Consider the following 18,115-nt stretch of genomic DNA (forward strand, 5'->3'; position numbering starts at 1 on the left):
AACCATAAAGGAGCTATTCAACGTTGAACTTAAAATCGAATCCATTACTTCGTAAATCAATGCAGTCCACAGCTTACAGTGCCGAACCGATGACGAAAGCAGGTACATGGTCTAAGGTGTTCACCTTGCTTTTACTCGTGACAGCGGCAGCCGGTACGACATGGCTTGTCGTCCCGACAATCGGAGAAGGGCTCTTGTTCCCGCTCATGATCGGGTCACTCATCCTCGGCTTTATCTTTGCTTTGCTCATCACGTTTAAACCAAATACGGCTCCGGTCGTCGCACCCCTTTACGGGATTATCGAAGGTGTCTTCGTCGGCTCGATTTCGTATTTCTTTGAAGCGATGGTCCCTGGTATTGTGGGACGTGCCGTATTAACGACGTTTGTCGTCGCCTTTGCGATGTGGTTTGTCTATACGACAGGGCTTGTCAAAGTGACACAGAAGTTTAAAGCCGGTGTCATGGCAGCCATGTTCACAGTCATGTTGTTATATCTCGTGCAACTCGTGATGAGTTTGTTCGGTTCAGGCTTGGCATTCATGACCGGTTCAAGCCCACTTGCGATCGGTGTTCAATTCGTGATTGTCATCGTCGCTTCACTCGCTCTCGTCTTGGATTTTGACTTTATCGCAAGTCAAGTCGAAGCTCGGGCTCCGAAACAGTTGGAATGGGTCGCGGCATTCGGATTAATCGTCACGCTCGTGTGGCTCTACATCGAGTTGTTAGATTTACTTTATCGTCTAGCGATGAGAGAATAAGAATCAATCATCGATCCGTTGGGTCGATGATTTTTTTACGAAAGGATGTGTCCATCTGTCTGCGCAAGACAGATTTATGATGAAGAAAATAGTGATTATCGGGTCAGGGATCGTCGGTGTTTCGACTGCCTATCATTTAGCTGGTAAAGCGGATGTAACGGTCATTGACCGGAAAGAAGAAGGAAGAGCAACGGATGCCGCGGCAGGAATCGTATGTCCGTGGATTGCGCAGCGACGCAACAAAGCTTGGTATGCACTGGCGAAAGGCGGAGCAAGCTATTATCCTAAGGTCGTCAAAGAGCTGGAGGCTGAAGGGGAGACGGATACCGGATACAAACGTGTCGGGACGCTTGCGCTCCATGAAGAAACAAAGCTCGACCAGATGATGGAGCGAACGTTGCTTCGTCGAGAAGAAGCGCCAGAAATCGGTGAACTCGAACGACTGACTGCTGAAGAGGCACAACATCGTTTCCCACCGTTATCCGATGAATACGATGCACTCTTCGTGACAGGAGGGGCTAGAGTCGACGGCGGACGCTTTCGCGCTGCACTTGAGAGAGTCGCCATCAAGCGTGGCGTCACATTTGTCAACGGTTCAGCACGGTTGACGAGCGGAGATGAGATTGGTGTGGAGTGTGACGGAGTGAGATATGAAGCGGATGAAATCATCCTTGCGACGGGTGCTTGGTTACCGGAACTGTTACAGCCTCTTGGATATACGGTACGAGTCGAAGGGGAAAAGGCCCAGCTCGTCCACGTCCAGTTGAAGGATACAGATGCATCTGACTGGCCGGTCGTCATGCCGCCACGACGCCGCTATTTACTCGGATTTGACGACGGGAAAGTGGTCATCGGTTCGACACATGAGAAAGGAAAAGCGTTCGACGTTCGTCCGACTGCAATCGGAGTACACGAAGTACTGACGAAAGGTTTGGAGTCGGCACCTGGACTTTCCGAGGCAGAACTCGTGGGGACGAAAGTCGGCTTCCGTCCGGTCACACCGAATTCAATTCCCGTACTCGGAAGGGTGCCTGGGGCAGAAAAACTGTTGGTCGCGAACGGTCTGGGATCATCCGGTTTGACGGTCGGCCCGTTCATCGGAAAAGTGTTGAGTGACCTCGTTCTGACAGGAGACGCGGAAGTGGATCTATCGCTCTATCCAATTGAAGACTTTATCTATCACACATAAAAAAGGTGACTGTCTGCTTGCTTGAGACAGTCACCTTTTAGCGTCTCATGACTCCATTCAAAAAGAAATGAAAGTAGACTTCCATCGTTTCCTTCATATTCTCGATTGAAAACTGAGGATCGGACAGGATAGCCTGTTGCATGAATTGTACATAGCGTAAATAAGAAGAAGTGGATAACGTCGAATCAATTGACCCTTGGGCCTTCCCGTATTCAATCAACCGGGCGAAAGCAGTATATCCTCGAGTCGCAAGCTGTTCCCAGTTCGGGTCTTGTTGAATCATTGCTGTGATGGTCTCGTCAAAGAGAACCGCCGACTGGATTTTTCGTGTTAGGATCTCGACGAGTAACGCATCGAATGGAGCGTTCGATTCAATCGCATGTTCAATCCAACTCATCTGCTCTTCTGTCATCTGCTTTAGGACTTGCACGATAACCTGGTCTTTTGACCCAAAGTAATTATAGATAGATACGGGGGAGACGTGCGCTCGACTCGCTAACTCACTGATTGTGAATCGGGATTGTTTTTCTGCCATCAAGTCATAGGCGGCACGTAAGATCGCTTGTTGTTTTTCTTCGGTGCGTTTCGCAAATCCATCCATTGATTTAAGCGCTCCTCTCTCTAGTTTTGTAATCAATATACCATTTCCATTTCAAAAAAGAACGTGATATACTAGTTTTGTAATCATATCGTTCAGATATTACAAAAAAGGAGGGTTCGAGATGATTCGGATTCAGCGATTGACGAAACGATTTGATGCCACACATGGTATTTTTGACGTTTCACTACATGTATCACCAGGTACAATCTTCGGATTCATCGGACCGAACGGCGCTGGGAAATCCACAACGATTCGACATTTGATGGGTCTTTTGAAGCCGAGTGAAGGCAAGGCGACCATCAACGGATTCGACTGTTGGCAGGAGACGGAGCAAGTGAAACGGAGTGTCGGCTATTTGCCAGGAGAAATCAATTATCCCCAGAACATGACGGGAGAAGAAATCATTCGATTGACGCGCCATTTGCACAAAACGAATTCGGATCGTGAACGGCAACTACGTGAACGGTTTTCATTCGATGAGGCGACGAAAGTACGGAAGATGTCAAAAGGGATGAAGCAAAAACTCGCCATCATCACCTGTTTCATGAAAGATGTGCCCGTCTATATATTGGATGAACCGACGAGCGGATTAGACCCGCTCATGCAAGATCGTCTAATCGATTGGTTAATTGAAGAAAAGCAATCTGGGAAAGCGATTCTCATGAGTTCTCACCATTTCCCTGAGATGGAACGGACGTGCGACCGTGCCGCGTTGATTAAAGATGGACGCATCATCATCGAAGAGGACATGGAACAATTACGACAACATAGCGTGAAACGGTATCGAGTCGAATTTTCAACGGAAGCGGAAGCCGTTCGATTCGCGGCCGATTCTGGTGAACGGGACGGCATGCATGTTGAGGTCACCATCTCGACACCGATAGAGCTGAACCACCTCATCCGAACATTGGCGGAGTTTCAGGTTCAATCACTGACAAGTGGCACAGACGAGCTCGAACATCTATTCATGCAGTATTACGGGGAGGCGACATGACATGTTAATTCGCTCCATGTTGAAACAGAATCGCAGTTGGATTCTAGGATATTCAGTCGGGACTAGCATATATCTCTTTTTCTTAGCCGCAATCTTCCCATCTATTCAAGAAACAGGATTGATTGAGGCAAAATTAGAGTCGTTGCCACCTGAGCTTCTCGATGTCTTCCAAATCGATGCGTCGATGGCGATGGACAACGTCCTCAATCTATTGTCGAGTAACTATTATGGCTTGATTTTCTACGTCCTCGCAGTTTTATTCGCATTGACTTTCGCCTCGAAACTGTTGGCCAAACCGGTCGATTCTGGAGAAATCATGCTGTATATGGCGGCCCCGATTTCTCGAGTCACGTATGTGATGTCAAGCTTTGTTGTGTTGATTGTGGCAGTCGGGCTATTTGTCGGTCTAAATGGGTTGAGTTTAATGGCAGCGGACCTTCTGTTCGATTTACAAATCGACTATGCGGTATTGTGGATGCTTCAATTGAATGGAGCGCTCATGTTGCTCGTCCTAGGCGTAGCCGCTTATGTGATTGCGAGTCTGTTCGATGATAGTAGTAAATCCTATATGGTGACGGGAGGGATATTCACGTTCTTTCTCATGGTGAACATCATCCAAGGAGTGAGCGATCAATTCGATTGGATGTCAAACCTCTCATTCTTCTCTCTCTTTGACGCCGGTGCCATCATGCGTGAGGAATATTGGGGAATCCATTTCATCTGGTTACTCGCTCTCCTGACCATCTTTTCAGCACTCTCGTTCATCCGATTCACCCGAAAAGATTTGACGATTTAGTTTTCCGAAATAAATTCTCGGGTATGATACAATCAGCTCGTTAGAATGAAAAGGGGATGAATGAGATGCTTTACGCAACATTACGAAATAAGGTCGAAATTCCGATGATCGGCTTTGGTGTCTGGAAGGTCGATAATGAAACCGAGGCACCAGCTGCTGTCGTTGAAGCCATCAAAACAGGCTATCGTCACATCGATACGGCTGCAATCTATAAAAATGAAGAGGGCGTTGCGAAGGGAATTCATCTCTCAGGTGTAGATCGCTCTGAATTGTTCATCACGTCGAAGATTTGGAATGATGACATTCGTGAAGGCAAAACGAAAGAGGCATTCGAAGACTCGTTAAAACGACTCCAGACAGATTATTTGGACCTTTGTCTGTTGCATTGGCCGGTAGATGGGTTCGTCGATGCGTGGAAAGATCTCATCGATTTATATGAAGCCGGAAAAATCAAAGCAATCGGTGTATCCAACTTTAAAGAACACCACTTAGAAACATTGAAAGAAGCCGGTCTGATGGCGCCACTCATCAATCAAGTTGAACTTCATCCACAACTCCCGCAACCGGATTTGTTGGATTACTGCCAAGATGAAGGGATTCAAATCGAGGCATGGAGTCCACTCATGCAAGGAAAGTTTTTAGACATCCCTGCTTTTTCTGAGATTGCAGAAAAACATGGGAAGACGCCGGCACAGATAGTTCTCCGTTGGCATCTTGAGTCTGGTCATGTCGCGTTACCGAAATCGGTGACACCACATCGAATCCGTGAGAACTTTGATGTATTCGACTTCTCACTCGATGCGGACGATTTGGCGAAAATCGATCAAGTGGCGACAGGGGAACGTCTCGGACCAGATCCAGACGAAATCGACTTTTAATTGAGAAGGGGTTCGCATATGCGAGCCCCTTTATACGTGTAGAGTCACATGGATGCGGGTATTGAATATTATGTTACAAAAGGAGGTGTTTGATCTTCATTTAGAAGATCGTGATTATGGACTTATCAAAATGGCCGATTGTAAACTGGGTCGCTTTTTTAGCGACCGTCGTCATCAACTACTTCGCGAGCGGCGACAACGCAGCGGTTTCGGACCGCATCGATATCTACTTTAAGCCGGCAGGGTACGCTTTCTCAATTTGGGGTGTCATCTATGTCGCGCTTCTTGTCTGGCTGGTGCTCCAGTTGAAGAAAGGGACGACGGCGAATCGTCAAGCCGAGCGAATGAAGGCTGGATTTTTAGTCTCTTGCGTGTTGAATGGTTTATGGTTATTTGCATTCACGAACGAATGGTTCGTCGTCTCACTTGTCATCATGGTGTTGTTCCTGGCGACGCTGTGCTGGTTGTATTACATCGCTTTTCGAACGTCTACGAGTTGGCTCGATCGGTTCCCGTTCTCCATCTACATCGGCTGGGTATCAGTCGCGACCATCGTCAACACGTTCGTTGTGATGAAGACGGAACAGATCACGTCGCTGTTAGGTCTTGATGAACTTGCCTGGACCTCACTTATGCTGATGGTCGGTGTAGTCCTTGCCCTCCTCTTTATGTGGTGGCATCATGATTTCATCTACCCACTCGTATTCGTATGGGCGTATATCGGAATCTTTGCTAGAATCGAAGAAGGCACACTCTATGTTGTGATTGTCAGCGCCCTTGCATTGCTAGCGATTGGGTATATCGGTTTGATTTTGTGGAAACGTCCGAAATCGTTTTTGCATCATACGCGTAAAACAGTAGAACAATAATCAAGAAAAGGGTATCTTCAGGATATCCTTTTTTTGCGTTCTGAAGAACCTATAAATAAATAATATTTATGGATATTTATTCTTTATTGAACATAACTAAAAACGATAAATCCATTGATAACAGTTATGTATACGCTTTCAATAGCACTCTTTGAGATTCCTGTTATGCAAAAATGCATGCAACTCACTTGATTTTTCAGAATATTTAGAACAAAATGTTAATTACGAAACTGTGAGTGAAAGGGGTCGATGATATGAGTCGAGTTGGTTTGTATGATTCAAAATTTGAGAAAGATGCGTGTGGGATTGGACTTTACGTCAATTTACATGGGCTAAAGAAACATGAAATCGTCCAAAAATCGCTCTCCATGTTATGTAATTTAGAGCACCGAGGAGGACAAGGTGTCATCGATGCTGGTGATGGGGCTGGTATCATGACTGAAATTCCACACGAATTGTTTACGCAAACCATGAACCTTCCGTCACTCGGTCGTTACGCTGTCGGAATGGTTTTTTTTCAGCCGTCTGAGAATCAGCTTCACGAAAAGATCACTTTGATGGAACGGATGGCGGATGAACTTGATTGTTCGACGATTGAATGGCGCGAAGTACCTGTCGACCCGATGCAAATCGGTGAACATGCACGGGTCACACAACCGGTGATCTATCAATGGTTCATCTCATGTCCATTCCTAGATGAGGATGCGAATGAACGCGTCTTCTATGAACTTCGTCGAAAAATCGAAAAGGTCGAATCATTACACCTATATATCGCAAGCCTTTCAACGAGAACGATCGTGTATAAAGGGATGTTGACGCCAAATCAAATCGCAGCATTTTATTTGGACTTGCAATCCCCTCATTACAAGAGTACGTTCGGCATCGTTCATTCTCGTTTCTCGACGAATACGTTCCCTTCTTGGGAACGAGCACATCCGAACCGAATGATAGTCCATAACGGGGAAATCAACACGCTTCGCGGAAATATCGATGCGATGCGAGCGCGGGAAGGGGTCACGTCAACAGACTTATTTGAAGACGTTCAACACTTGTTCCCTGTGCTTCAAGAGGATGGAAGCGACTCGTCCATGCTCGATAACGCTTTTGAATTCTTCACACGAACGGGTCGCTCGATTGCCCACACGGCGATGATGTTGATTCCTGAACCATTTGTCGAAGGACAGATGGAACCGTTCAAGCGCGACTTTTATCAGTATCATTCATCCATCATGGAGCCGTGGGATGGACCGACTGGAGTCGTCTTCACGGATGGAAGGCAGATCGGAGCAATTTTAGATCGTAACGGCTTGCGTCCGATGCGTTATGTCGAAACATTGGACGGGGAATTGATTCTCTCATCTGAAACAGGAGTCATTCCGGTTGACGCAGAGAACGTTAAATCAAAACAGCGTTTAAGACCAGGACAGTTGTTATTGATCGACTTGATTGAAAATCGTTTGATACCAGATCATGAGATCAAAGAGACGATTGCGAAGTCAGAGCCTTATCACAAATGGCTTAGGCAGATGATGATTCTTGAGGATCGAGGGGTCGATGAAGAAGAACTGCTTGAACTCGAGCGTGTGCAACGTGCGTTTGGATATACGAAAGAAGACATTGAACAGTATATGGTTCCGTTAATCAAAGATGAGAAAGATCCAATCGGCTCGATGGGACATGACCAACCAATCGCGGTGCTCTCGACACGACCCCGTTCCTTGTTCCATTATTTCAAACAACACTTCGCACAAGTGACCAACCCACCGATTGACGCGTTGCGGGAGAAAATTGTAACGGCTACATTTACTTGGATTGGTCCGCAAGGAGATCCGGTCCATACCGGACGAGGTCATGCAAAACGTGTGTGGTTAGATCATCCGATGATTGATGGGGCGGCCCTCAAGCAACTTGACGAGAGGCTCAAGGTCGAACGAGTCGATACGACGTTCATGGATGATTTAGAGACATCTCTTGAGTCACTTTTGCGACAAGTCAGTGAGATGGTTCGGAATGGAGCAAATGTGATTGTTCTATCTGACCGGCTCATCGATCGCGAACAGATTGCGATGCCGTCTCTCCTCGTACTGAGTGCAGTTCATCAACACTTGATTCGAGAGAACTTGCGATCGAGCTGTAGTCTTGTTTGTGAGAGCGGTGAGATACGAGAAGTGCATCAAGCAGCGACCTTGATTGGGTATGGGGCAGATGCGGTGTACCCTTACGTGGCCTATGCGACCATTCGAGATTTAGTCGAACGTGAACAAATCGCGCATTCATTTGAAGAGGCTATTCGCTCGTATCAAAAAGCAGTCGTCGAAGGCATCGTCAAAATCATGTCGAAAATGGGTATCTCCACCATTCAAAGTTATCGCGGGGCTCAAATTTTTGAAGCCGTGGGACTAGACCGTGATTTGATTGAAACGCATTTCAGGGGAACCACGTCCCAACTGTCTGGGATCGGATTTAAAGAGCTAGAAGACGAGGCGAAAACACTCCATACGTCCGCCTATGCGACGAATCGGCCGCTCGAAGCGGGAAGTGATTTCCAATGGCGTGCAGATGGGGAAGAACATGCATTTAATCCGAAGACGATTCATTTGTTGCAACGTGCCTGTCGTGAGAAGGAACGAAAATATTATGACGCTTATGTGAAGCTACATGAATCATCAGGACAGTTCATTCGACAGTTGTTTGCATTTAAAACGCAACGTCCTGTGCCACTCGAAGAAGTGGAACCAATCACGTCGATCGTTCGCCGTTTTAAGACGGGAGCAATGTCATTCGGGTCCTTGTCGAAAGAGGCGCATGAAACCCTCGCTATCGCCATGAATCAGATTGGTGCGAAAAGTAACTCGGGCGAAGGTGGGGAAGACCGAGCACGCTTCGTCCCGGATGAGTTTGGGAACGAACGCATCAGCCGCATCAAGCAAGTCGCGAGCGGGCGATTCGGGGTGACGGCAGAATATCTGTACCATGCCGATGAGATTCAAATCAAGATGGCGCAAGGGGCAAAACCGGGTGAGGGTGGTCAACTTCCCGGAAATAAGGTGTACCCATGGGTCGCCGAAGTGCGCGGATCCGTTCCAGGTGTTGGGCTCATTTCACCGCCTCCACATCACGACATTTATTCGATTGAGGACTTGGCCCAACTCATCTTTGACTTAAAGCATGTGAACCCGAAGGCGAAAATCAGTGTCAAACTTGTCTCGAAGTCAGGCGTCGGGACAATCGCAGCGGGTGTGGCGAAAGCGAACGCGGATACGATTGTCATCAGTGGATATGATGGTGGGACCGGTGCTTCTCCAAAAACATCAATCAAGCACACAGGTCTTCCTTGGGAACTTGGTCTCTTAGAGACGCATCAAACGCTCACGTTGAACGGGTTGCGGGGGAGAGTAACACTTGAGACAGACGGAAAGCTCATGACGGGACGAGATATCGTCCTAGCTGCCATCTTCGGGGCGGAAGAGTTTGCGTTTGCGACAGCACCGCTCGTCGTCCTTGGATGTATTATGATGCGCGCATGTCATTTAGATACATGTCCGGTCGGTGTGGCGACACAAGACCCTGTGCTTCGTCAGAAATTTATGGGGAAACCAGAACATGTCGTCAACTTGATGACGTTCTTGGCCGAAGAAGTACGGGAAATTTTAGCGTCACTCGGTATGACCTCACTTGATGAAGTGATTGGTCGAACGGATCTTCTTGAAGAGAGTGAATGGAAGACGAGTCATCCGAAAGCAAAACGGTTAGATTTAGCACCGATGCTCTCGATGCCGACACCACTTCCTGAACGTGAAGAACTCGCTCACCCGGCATATCGTTCCTATGATCACCGGAAATTGATTCCGGCAGTCTCTCGGTCAATCAACTCGTTGCAGCCGACATTCTTCGTTGGTCGCATCCGAAACACCGATCGCGCCGTCGGAACACAGTTGGGGTTTGAAGTGACGAAAGTTCACGGTCAGGTCGGTTTAGCGGATGATACCATTTCGCTTCGCCTCAGTGGATCAGCCGGACAAAGCCTAGGAGCATTTTTACCACGAGGGATCACCATTTCCGTCATCGGTGATGCCAATGACTATATTGGGAAAGGCTTGAGCGGTGGAAAATTAGCATTGATCGCTGAAAAACATGCGCCGTTTGATGAAAGTAAACAAATGATTGCCGGTAATGTCTGCTTGTACGGAGCGACGAGCGGACAGGCCTTCTTTAACGGTCATGTCGGCGAGCGTTTTGCCGTTCGAAATTCTGGGGCGACGGCAGTCGTCGAAGGAGTCGGCGATCATGGATGTGAGTATATGACCGGGGGAACGGTTCTCGTCCTCGGTGACGTCGGACGGAACTTCGCAGCCGGTATGTCAGGTGGCATCGCATATATTTATGGGGATCAAGCGTACGATCGACTCGTCAACGAGGAGCTCGTCTCCGTTATAAAAGAATTGAACGATGAAGACGTGGAACAAATTTATGCACTTCTTGAGGCGCATCAGTTTCATACAGACAGTGTCAAGGCACGGACCATTTTAGAGTCGTTCGAACAAGCTCGCTCTCGCTTTGTAAAGGTCGTTCCACGAGATTATGCGAATGTATTGGACGTCATGCGTCGAATCGAGGCGAATCGACCGGAGTTGAGTGAAGCGGACCGAGCGCTTGAATTGTTCCGGGTTGTGACTGAGGGGGGTAACGCATGAACCATAACTTTTTAAACATTCCACGTTCCACATTACCGGAACGTCAGGTGGATGAACGAGTGAAGGATTATGAGGAATATGCGACGCGAATGGATGACGAATCGGTCAAACAGCAAGCAGCACGTTGTATGGACTGTGGCACTCCATTCTGTCATGTCGGGGATATGATTGGACAGGAGACGATTGGGTGTCCGATTCACAACTATATCCCGGAGTGGAACAAGCTTGTGACAAAATCGGACTGGATGGGAGCGTATCACCGATTGATGGAGACGAATAACTTCCCGGAGTTCACGGGGAGAGTTTGTCCCGCACCATGTGAGGGGTCTTGTACACTCGGAATCAGTGAAGATCCGGTTGCCATCAAATCGATTGAACGAACCATCATCGATCGGGCATTTGAAGAAGGATGGGTGAAACCAAGACCTGTCCATCGAAGAACCGGGATGACCATCGCCATCATCGGAAGTGGGCCGGCTGGATTGGCGGCTGCTGACCAACTGAACCAACTCGGACATTCCGTCACCATCATCGAGAAGGCGGATGAACCGGGAGGGCTACTCATGTACGGAATCCCGAACATGAAACTGGATAAGGACGTCGTGAGGCGCCGTATTCGGTTGCTCGAACAAGAGGGGATTGTCATCCAGACGAACATAGAGGTCGGTACGGATGTGACAGTCGAGGCGCTTCGGAACCAATACGATGCGGTGATCTTCGCGACAGGAGCTCAGAAACAGCGCACGCTCGGGATTGATGGCGATGATGCACGTGGTGTTGAAATGGCGATGGACTATTTGACGGCATCCATGTACGAACGGAAAGGATTGACTCGATCACCAGGACATGATGCCAAAGGCAAAGACGTCATCGTCATCGGGGGTGGAGATACAGGGGCCGACTGTGTGGCGACCGCGATTCGTCAAGGAGCGAAATCTGTCATCCAGTTTGGGAAGCACCCTTCGAAAGGATTGTTTAGGGCTCCTGAGCGACCATGGCCACTTCAACCGGATACGGATACGACCGATTATGCGTATGCGGAATCGCTTGCGGTCTATGAGAAAGACCCGAGAACGTATTTGATTCGCTCCAACCAAATCGTCACGATAGAAGGACGTGTCACAGGGATTGAAACGGAACGGATGACGAAAGTGGTCAATCCCGATGGTCAAGCGACGTTCTTCGTGGAAGAGGATTCGATGGAGACATATCCGGCGGACCTCGTCCTCGTCGCCATCGGATTTGAGCGACCGGAGCATGAGTTGCGGAAAATCGGCGTCGAGAAGACGAAAGATTTCCAGACGGCAACGGAAAACGTTTTTGTCGCTGGGGATGCCAAGCGAGGGCAAAGCTTGATCGTATGGGCGATTCGGGAAGGTCGAGAAGTGGCAGAGGTCGTCGATGCGTATCTCGATACTTGCAAGACCGAATTAAAAACCTCATCATAAAAAGGAGCGACAGCCGTCGCTCCTTATCTTTTGTTTAGGAGGAGTTTTATGTTCACCGAAATCCTCATGTATACGGGAATCTGGTTTATTCTCATCCTCATTTTATTAGCAACCATTTATTCACGACGGAAAAAATGATCAAAGCACCATCGCGGCAATCACACCGAAGATGATGAGTGGAATATTGTAGTGTAAGAACGTTGGCCAAACCGTTTCACGTAGGTGATCGTGTTGACCGTCAGCGTTCAATCCACTCGTAGGTCCGAGTGTCGAGTCACTCGCTGGGCTACCTGCGTCCCCAAGCGCTCCTGCAGTCCCGATGATGGCGATGGTCGCCTCGACTGAGAACCCGTATTGTACACAGAGCGGGACGAAAATCGCAGCAATGATTGGAACGGTCGAGAAACTTGAACCGATTCCGAGCGTGATGACAAGGCCGACGAGCAACATGACGAGAGCGGCAATGAGTTTAGAGTCACCCATTAAATCGCTCGCTCCGTTGACGAGCGGTTCGATCGCACCTGTCTCGCGGATGACGGCAGCGAATCCACTTGCGGCGATCATGACGAACCCGATGAATGCCATCATGCGCATGCCGCTTGTGAAGATATCATCTGCCTCAGACCATGGAATCAGGCGGAAGATTGAGAGTAAGATCAGACCAGTCACCGCAGAGGCGATCATCGACTCGGTCTGCAACTGAACAATCAACACGATGAGAACGACTGCGAGTGTCATGATCATCTTCAAACCACTCATTTGACGTACTTCATAATCAGTTGGTCCGAGTGCGATTGTTTCATACGTTCTCGGTTTACGGTAGTGAATGAACGCAGCTATCAATCCGAAGACCATCCCCAATGCCGGGATTCCCATGATTGAGATGATGTTGACGTCTCCGACAGTCAATCCGTTCGCTTCAACATTCGCGATGAGAATCTCATTCAAGTAGATCCCACCAAACCCGACAGGTAACAACATATATGGTGTCACAAGACCGAACGTCAAAATGGTCGCTACGAGACGACGGTCTACATTCAACTCATTGAACAGCACGAGTAACGGCGGAATCACAATCGGGATAAAGGCGATGTGAATCGGAAGCACGTTTTGAGAGCTGATAGATAACAATAAGATGAGTGACAACAGGAATGCTTTAACGTACATCACACGCTTGCCTGACACGTCACGACCTGACATCGCAATCAATTTTTCCGCTAAGACATCCGGAAGCCCCGTCTTCGATAACCCGACAGCGAATGCGCCGAGGAGCGCGTAGCTGAGTGCGATGCTCGCTCCACCACCAAGGCCGTCACTGAAGGCGGTCAACGTATCGTTGAACCCAAGCCCTCCGCCAAGCCCTCCGACAAGCGCCGCTAAGATTAATGATAATACAATGTGCACTCGGCTGATGGCGAGCGCAAATAAGACGATGACTGCAAGTAATACTGCGTTCATATCGATCCAACACCTTTCGCATTTTCTTTCTCTTGGTATCACTTTAATATGATAAAGACTTTTTGAAATTTAACATATGATGTGACCCTTGTCAAATCGAATATGAAAAAAGCGATAACTCGTGAAAGTTATCGCTACATGTTACATCTCGACGTTATGATACACTTGGCGCACATCTTCTAAGTCTTCGAGAACATCGATTAGTTTTTCAAATTGTTCTTGCGATGCGTCATCGAGTGACACTTCGTTCTGCGGGAGCATCGTCAATTCCGCAACGGCAAACTCTTCTACTCCGGCAGCCTTGAATGCAGTTTGAACGGAATGGAACGCTTCTGGCTCGGCATAGACGATGATCGTCTCGTCTTCCTCAATGACATCACGCACATCGAGGTCATGCTCCATCATGAGTTCGAGGACGTCATCTGCCGACATTTCATTGACACCGATGACGGCAGTTGCATCGAACATATATGCGACCGAACCACTGACTCCCATGTTGCCTCCGTTTTTACCGAACGCGGCACGAACTTCTGAAGCCGTACGGTTGACGTTATTCGTCAATGTATCGACGATGACCATCGAACCATTCGGACCAAACCCTTCATATCGAAGCTCATCAAAGTTTTCCTCATCGCCACCTTTGGCTTTGTCGATGGCACGATCGATGATCGCACGAGGGACGTTATACGTCTTCGCACGCTCAACCACGAATTTTAATGATTGGTTCAACTCAGGATCAGGTTCCCCTTGACGGGCGGCCACATAAATCTCGCGACCGAACTTCGCATAGACGCGACTCGTGTTCGCGTCTTTTGACGCCTTCTTCTCTTTAATGTTGTTCCATTTACGACCCATTACATGTCATCTCTCTTTCCATTTGTACGTAGATTCATTACAGATTATATAAGAAGTTGTGAGAATTGACGAGAAAAGTTTTACTCGTCACCTTTGTCCATCTTCTCGACGATCTCTGTAAGTGTCTTCAGACTCTCAATGAGTCGGTCGGTTTCGTCCTCATTTAAAAAGGCGAGACGTTCCTCGAATAGCCTACGGAATGAGTCTCTGCGCTCAAGTAAAATCCGTTCACCTTTCTCTGTCAGTTGGTTCCAAATCACGCGGCGATCCCGTTCGTCTGGTACCCGCGTGATATACCCCTCGTTCAACAATTTCGTGATGAGCGGGGTAACGTTCGGTGGCGCGATGGAGAGTGTCTCGCTGATTCGTCCATTCGTGACAGCCCCCTCGTCCTCAATCAACATCAATAGATGGAAATGAGAGAAGTTCAGGTTTGGAATTTGAGGAAAATCAGATCGACGTAACAATTTACGACGAATTAAAGGAATCAGTTTGACAAACTGGTCCGCTGCATCTTGTTTCGGCATAATAGATTCACTTCCTAGTTAGGTTCTATTTTCATTATACACGAGTTAGGTGCAGTTGAACCTAAAAACGGGTTGATGTGATGATTGATACATCATAGTAGAGATTGAATCGACACAAAATATGTAAGCGTTTACATTAAAGGTTTGATATATTTTCATGAAAACGCATTCGATTTTACTGAGGACGCATACAAAAATCAAGAGCTATCAACAATAGATAAAAAAATATTGTGAAAGAGTTCACATTGTTGTCACCCACAAAACCTGAAAAACATTGTATTCTATGAATGTGAAGGAAAGCACAATCTCTAAAAAACAGTCATCATAATGTGCTTCCATCAAGTCAATATGTTCATTAAAAGCTCTCACTTATGAGGAGGAACCTAACATGGCAGTCAAAGAGAAAGCAAAAGTGGAAACAACGGCAGAACAAATGGTGGACACGCTCGTAGCCAGTGCGCATAAAGCACTTGATACGTTGATGACGTTCGACCAAGAGAAAATCGACCATATCGTACAGGCGATGGCGCTTGCAGGACTCGAGCAACACGTCGCACTCGCGAAATTAGCACATACAGAAACAGGTCGCGGTGTCTTTGAAGACAAGATGATCAAAAACATCTTTGCGACAGAATATATCTATAACTCACTCCGTGGTGAGAAAACGGTCGGCGTCCTTGAAGATGACGTTCAAAACGGAATCACATACATCGCGGAGCCAGTTGGTGTCGTCGCTGGTGTCACACCGGTCACAAATCCGACATCGACAACGATGTTCAAAGCAATCATCGCCATCAAGACACGTAACCCGATCATCTTCGCGTTCCATCCATCAGCGCAACAATGTTCAAGTGAAGCGGCCCGTGTCCTTCGTGACGCAGCAGTGGCGGCAGGTGCTCCTGAAAACTTGATTCAATGGGTTGAAGTTCCGTCACTCGATGCGACGAAAGCACTCATGAACCACCCTGGCGTGGCGATGGTCCTTGCGACGGGTGGGGCGGCAATGGTCAAATCCGCTTACTCGACTGGTAAACCGGCTCTCGGTGTCGGACCTGGTAACGTACCAGCCTATATCGATAAGACTGCGAAAGTGAAACGCGCCATCTCAGACGTCATCCTTTCAAAAACGTTCGACAACGGTATGATCTGTGCGTCTGAACAAGCGATCATCGTCGACCAAGAAGTATATGAAGAAGTGAAAGCAGAGATGACGGCACTCGGTTGCTACTTCTGCTCACCAGAAGAAAAAGCAAAACTTGAAACGCTCGTCATTCGGACGGATACATGTGCGGTCAACCCTGAAATCGTCGGGAAGCCGGCAGCATGGATCGCTGAACAGGCAGGTCTCAAAGTACCGGCTGATACGAAAATCTTGATTGCAGAACTCGAAACAGTTGGCGCAACAGAACTTCTCTCTCACGAAAAATTAAGCCCGGTTCTCGGTGCGTATAAAGTTCAATCACGTGAAGAAGGATTCGCAATCGCTGAAAAAATGCTTGAGATTGGTGGTCTCGGTCACACAGCGGTCATCCACTCAACAGATGACGATGCCATCCTTGAATTCGGTCTCCGTATGAAAGCTTGCCGTATCATCGTCAACTCGCCTTCAGCACACGGTGGAATCGGTGACCTTTACAACGAAATGACACCATCCCTCACGCTCGGTTGTGGGTCTTATGGTAAAAACTCCGTCTCAGAAAACGTGACGGCGAAACATCTACTCAACGTGAAAAAGGTGGCGAGACGTCGCGTGAATATGCAATGGTTCAAAGTACCTGAAAAAATCTATTTCGAGAAAAACTCAGTACAATACCTTCAATCGCTCACAACGAAGAAACGGGCGATGATCGTCACAGATGAAATGATGGTCAAACTCGGATTCGCTGACAAAGTCATCAAAAACTTGCCTGCTGGCGTCGAGTACCGCATCTTTGACCAGGTCGAACCTGATCCATCTGTTGAAACAGTCATGAGCGGTGCCGAAGCGATGCGTCACTTCCAACCAGACATGATCATCGCACTTGGTGGTGGTTCACCGATGGATGCTGCGAAAGGCATGTGGCTCTTCTACGAACGTCCAGAAGAGAAATTCTCTAACCTACGCCAGAAATTCATGGATATCCGTAAACGGACGTACAAGTTCCCGACATTAGGTAACAAGTCAATGTTTATCGCCATCCCGACAACGTCTGGTACAGGTTCTGAAGTGACACCGTTCACTGTCATCACTGACAAAAAACGTAACGTGAAGTATCCGATTGCTGACTATGCAATCACACCAGACGTCGCCATCGTCGACCCAGAGTTCGTCATGACCGTCCCAGCTTCAATCACGGCTGATACAGGAATGGACGTCATGACACACGCAATCGAAGCATATGTTTCTGTCATGGCGAATGATTACACAGACGGACTTTGCCTCCGCGCCATTAAGATGATTTTCGATTATCTACCAAAAGCGTATGAAAACGGTAGCGACGCTGAAGCTCGTCAGAAAGTACACAATGCTTCAACGATGGCGGGTATGGCATTTGCGAACGCGTTCCTCGGTATCAACCATTCGATCGCTCACAAAATCGGTGGGGAGTTCCACGTACCACACGGTCGTACGAACGCAATCCTCATGCCACACGTCATCCGTTACAACGCGACACGCCCATCGAAACTTGCGGCGTTCCCGAAATATGAGTCATTCATCGCTGACGAACGTTACGCAGAAATCGCACGTTACCTCGGTCTTCCAGCAAGCACGACAGCTGAAGGTGTCGAGTCACTCGTCCAAGCGATCATCGAGCTCGGTCAACGCTTGAACATCAAACTTTCGTTCAAGGCGCAAGGCATCAAGAAAGCAGAACTCGATGCGAAGATTGACAAGATGGCGGTCGACGCATTCGAAGACCAATGTACAACGGCGAACCCGAAAATGCCGCTTGTTGAAGAATTGAAAGAGATCATGTACGCAGCATACGAAGGCGTATAAGGATCAACATTTACAAGTGGGCCCGTTCAACTCGAACGGGCTTTTCTTGTGATCGGAATATGATATTC

At 47.9% G+C, this 18,115-nt stretch carries 13 protein-coding genes; 9 read left to right on the plus strand and 4 right to left on the minus strand.

Going from position 1 to position 18,115, the window contains the following annotated elements; translation table 11 throughout:
• Positions 1-23: 23 nt before the first annotated feature.
• Both GVY42_RS02735 and GVY42_RS02740 read left to right on the plus strand, forming a co-directional pair.
• Complete coding sequence (locus GVY42_RS02735) at positions 24-758, plus strand: Bax inhibitor-1/YccA family protein (RefSeq protein WP_012726196.1); 735 nt, start codon at positions 24-26, stop codon at positions 756-758.
• 79 nt (positions 759-837) lie between these two features.
• Positions 838-1,947: an FAD-binding oxidoreductase gene (locus GVY42_RS02740; protein ID WP_201302243.1), complete on the plus strand. Its 1,110-nt coding sequence runs from the start codon at positions 838-840 to the stop codon at positions 1,945-1,947.
• A gap of 37 nt (positions 1,948-1,984) precedes the next feature.
• Here the strand turns inward: GVY42_RS02740 and GVY42_RS02745 are convergent, their stop codons facing one another.
• The gene (locus GVY42_RS02745) at positions 1,985-2,548 is read right to left on the minus strand and encodes a TetR/AcrR family transcriptional regulator (protein ID WP_159562231.1); all 564 of its coding nucleotides are present in this window, start codon (positions 2,546-2,548) and stop codon (positions 1,985-1,987) included.
• Between the two features lie 121 nt (positions 2,549-2,669).
• Between GVY42_RS02745 and GVY42_RS02750 the strand changes: the two genes are divergently transcribed.
• The 6 genes from GVY42_RS02750 (at position 2,670) to GVY42_RS02775 (ending at position 12,227) form a co-directional block, all read left to right on the plus strand.
• Positions 2,670-3,542 (plus strand): ABC transporter ATP-binding protein, encoded by an 873-nt coding sequence (locus GVY42_RS02750; protein ID WP_074037097.1) that lies wholly within the window; start codon positions 2,670-2,672, stop codon positions 3,540-3,542.
• A 1-nt stretch (position 3,543) separates the two neighbouring features.
• A complete protein-coding gene (locus GVY42_RS02755; RefSeq protein WP_159562232.1) occupies positions 3,544-4,338 on the plus strand; it encodes an ABC transporter permease subunit in 795 nt (264 codons plus the stop codon).
• 65 nt (positions 4,339-4,403) lie between these two features.
• Positions 4,404-5,216 (plus strand): aldo/keto reductase, encoded by an 813-nt coding sequence (locus GVY42_RS02760; RefSeq protein ID WP_078146830.1) that lies wholly within the window; start codon positions 4,404-4,406, stop codon positions 5,214-5,216.
• 116 nt (positions 5,217-5,332) lie between these two features.
• Positions 5,333-6,085, plus strand: a complete 753-nt coding sequence (locus GVY42_RS02765; protein ID WP_159562233.1) for a tryptophan-rich sensory protein — start codon at positions 5,333-5,335, stop codon at positions 6,083-6,085.
• 254 nt (positions 6,086-6,339) lie between these two features.
• Positions 6,340-10,779 (plus strand): glutamate synthase large subunit, encoded by a 4,440-nt coding sequence (gene gltB, locus GVY42_RS02770; protein WP_159562234.1) that lies wholly within the window; start codon positions 6,340-6,342, stop codon positions 10,777-10,779.
• A complete protein-coding gene (locus GVY42_RS02775) occupies positions 10,776-12,227 on the plus strand; it encodes a glutamate synthase subunit beta (protein ID WP_159562235.1) in 1,452 nt (483 codons plus the stop codon). Before gltB ends, GVY42_RS02775 begins: the two co-directional genes overlap by 4 nt.
• A 138-nt stretch (positions 12,228-12,365) precedes the next feature.
• On the opposite strand, the gene GVY42_RS02780 is transcribed toward GVY42_RS02775, so the two are convergent.
• From GVY42_RS02780 to GVY42_RS02790, 3 genes are all read right to left on the minus strand, one after another.
• Positions 12,366-13,685 (minus strand): Na+/H+ antiporter family protein, encoded by a 1,320-nt coding sequence (locus GVY42_RS02780; protein WP_159562236.1) that lies wholly within the window; start codon positions 13,683-13,685, stop codon positions 12,366-12,368.
• Between the two features lie 141 nt (positions 13,686-13,826).
• On the minus strand, positions 13,827-14,540 hold the full coding sequence (locus GVY42_RS02785; protein WP_159562237.1) for a YebC/PmpR family DNA-binding transcriptional regulator: 714 nt from the start codon (positions 14,538-14,540) through the stop codon (positions 13,827-13,829).
• Between the two features lie 80 nt (positions 14,541-14,620).
• The gene (locus GVY42_RS02790) at positions 14,621-15,067 is read right to left on the minus strand and encodes a MarR family winged helix-turn-helix transcriptional regulator (protein ID WP_012726207.1); all 447 of its coding nucleotides are present in this window, start codon (positions 15,065-15,067) and stop codon (positions 14,621-14,623) included.
• A gap of 388 nt (positions 15,068-15,455) precedes the next feature.
• On the opposite strand from GVY42_RS02790, the gene adhE reads away from it, so the two are divergent.
• Positions 15,456-18,047: a bifunctional acetaldehyde-CoA/alcohol dehydrogenase gene (adhE, locus tag GVY42_RS02795; protein WP_159562238.1), complete on the plus strand. Its 2,592-nt coding sequence runs from the start codon at positions 15,456-15,458 to the stop codon at positions 18,045-18,047.
• The last annotated feature ends 68 nt before the right edge of the window (positions 18,048-18,115 follow it).

This window comes from Exiguobacterium sp. 8A (assembly GCF_902506275.1).
Classification (GTDB): Bacteria; Bacillota; Bacilli; order Exiguobacteriales; family Exiguobacteriaceae; genus Exiguobacterium; species Exiguobacterium profundum.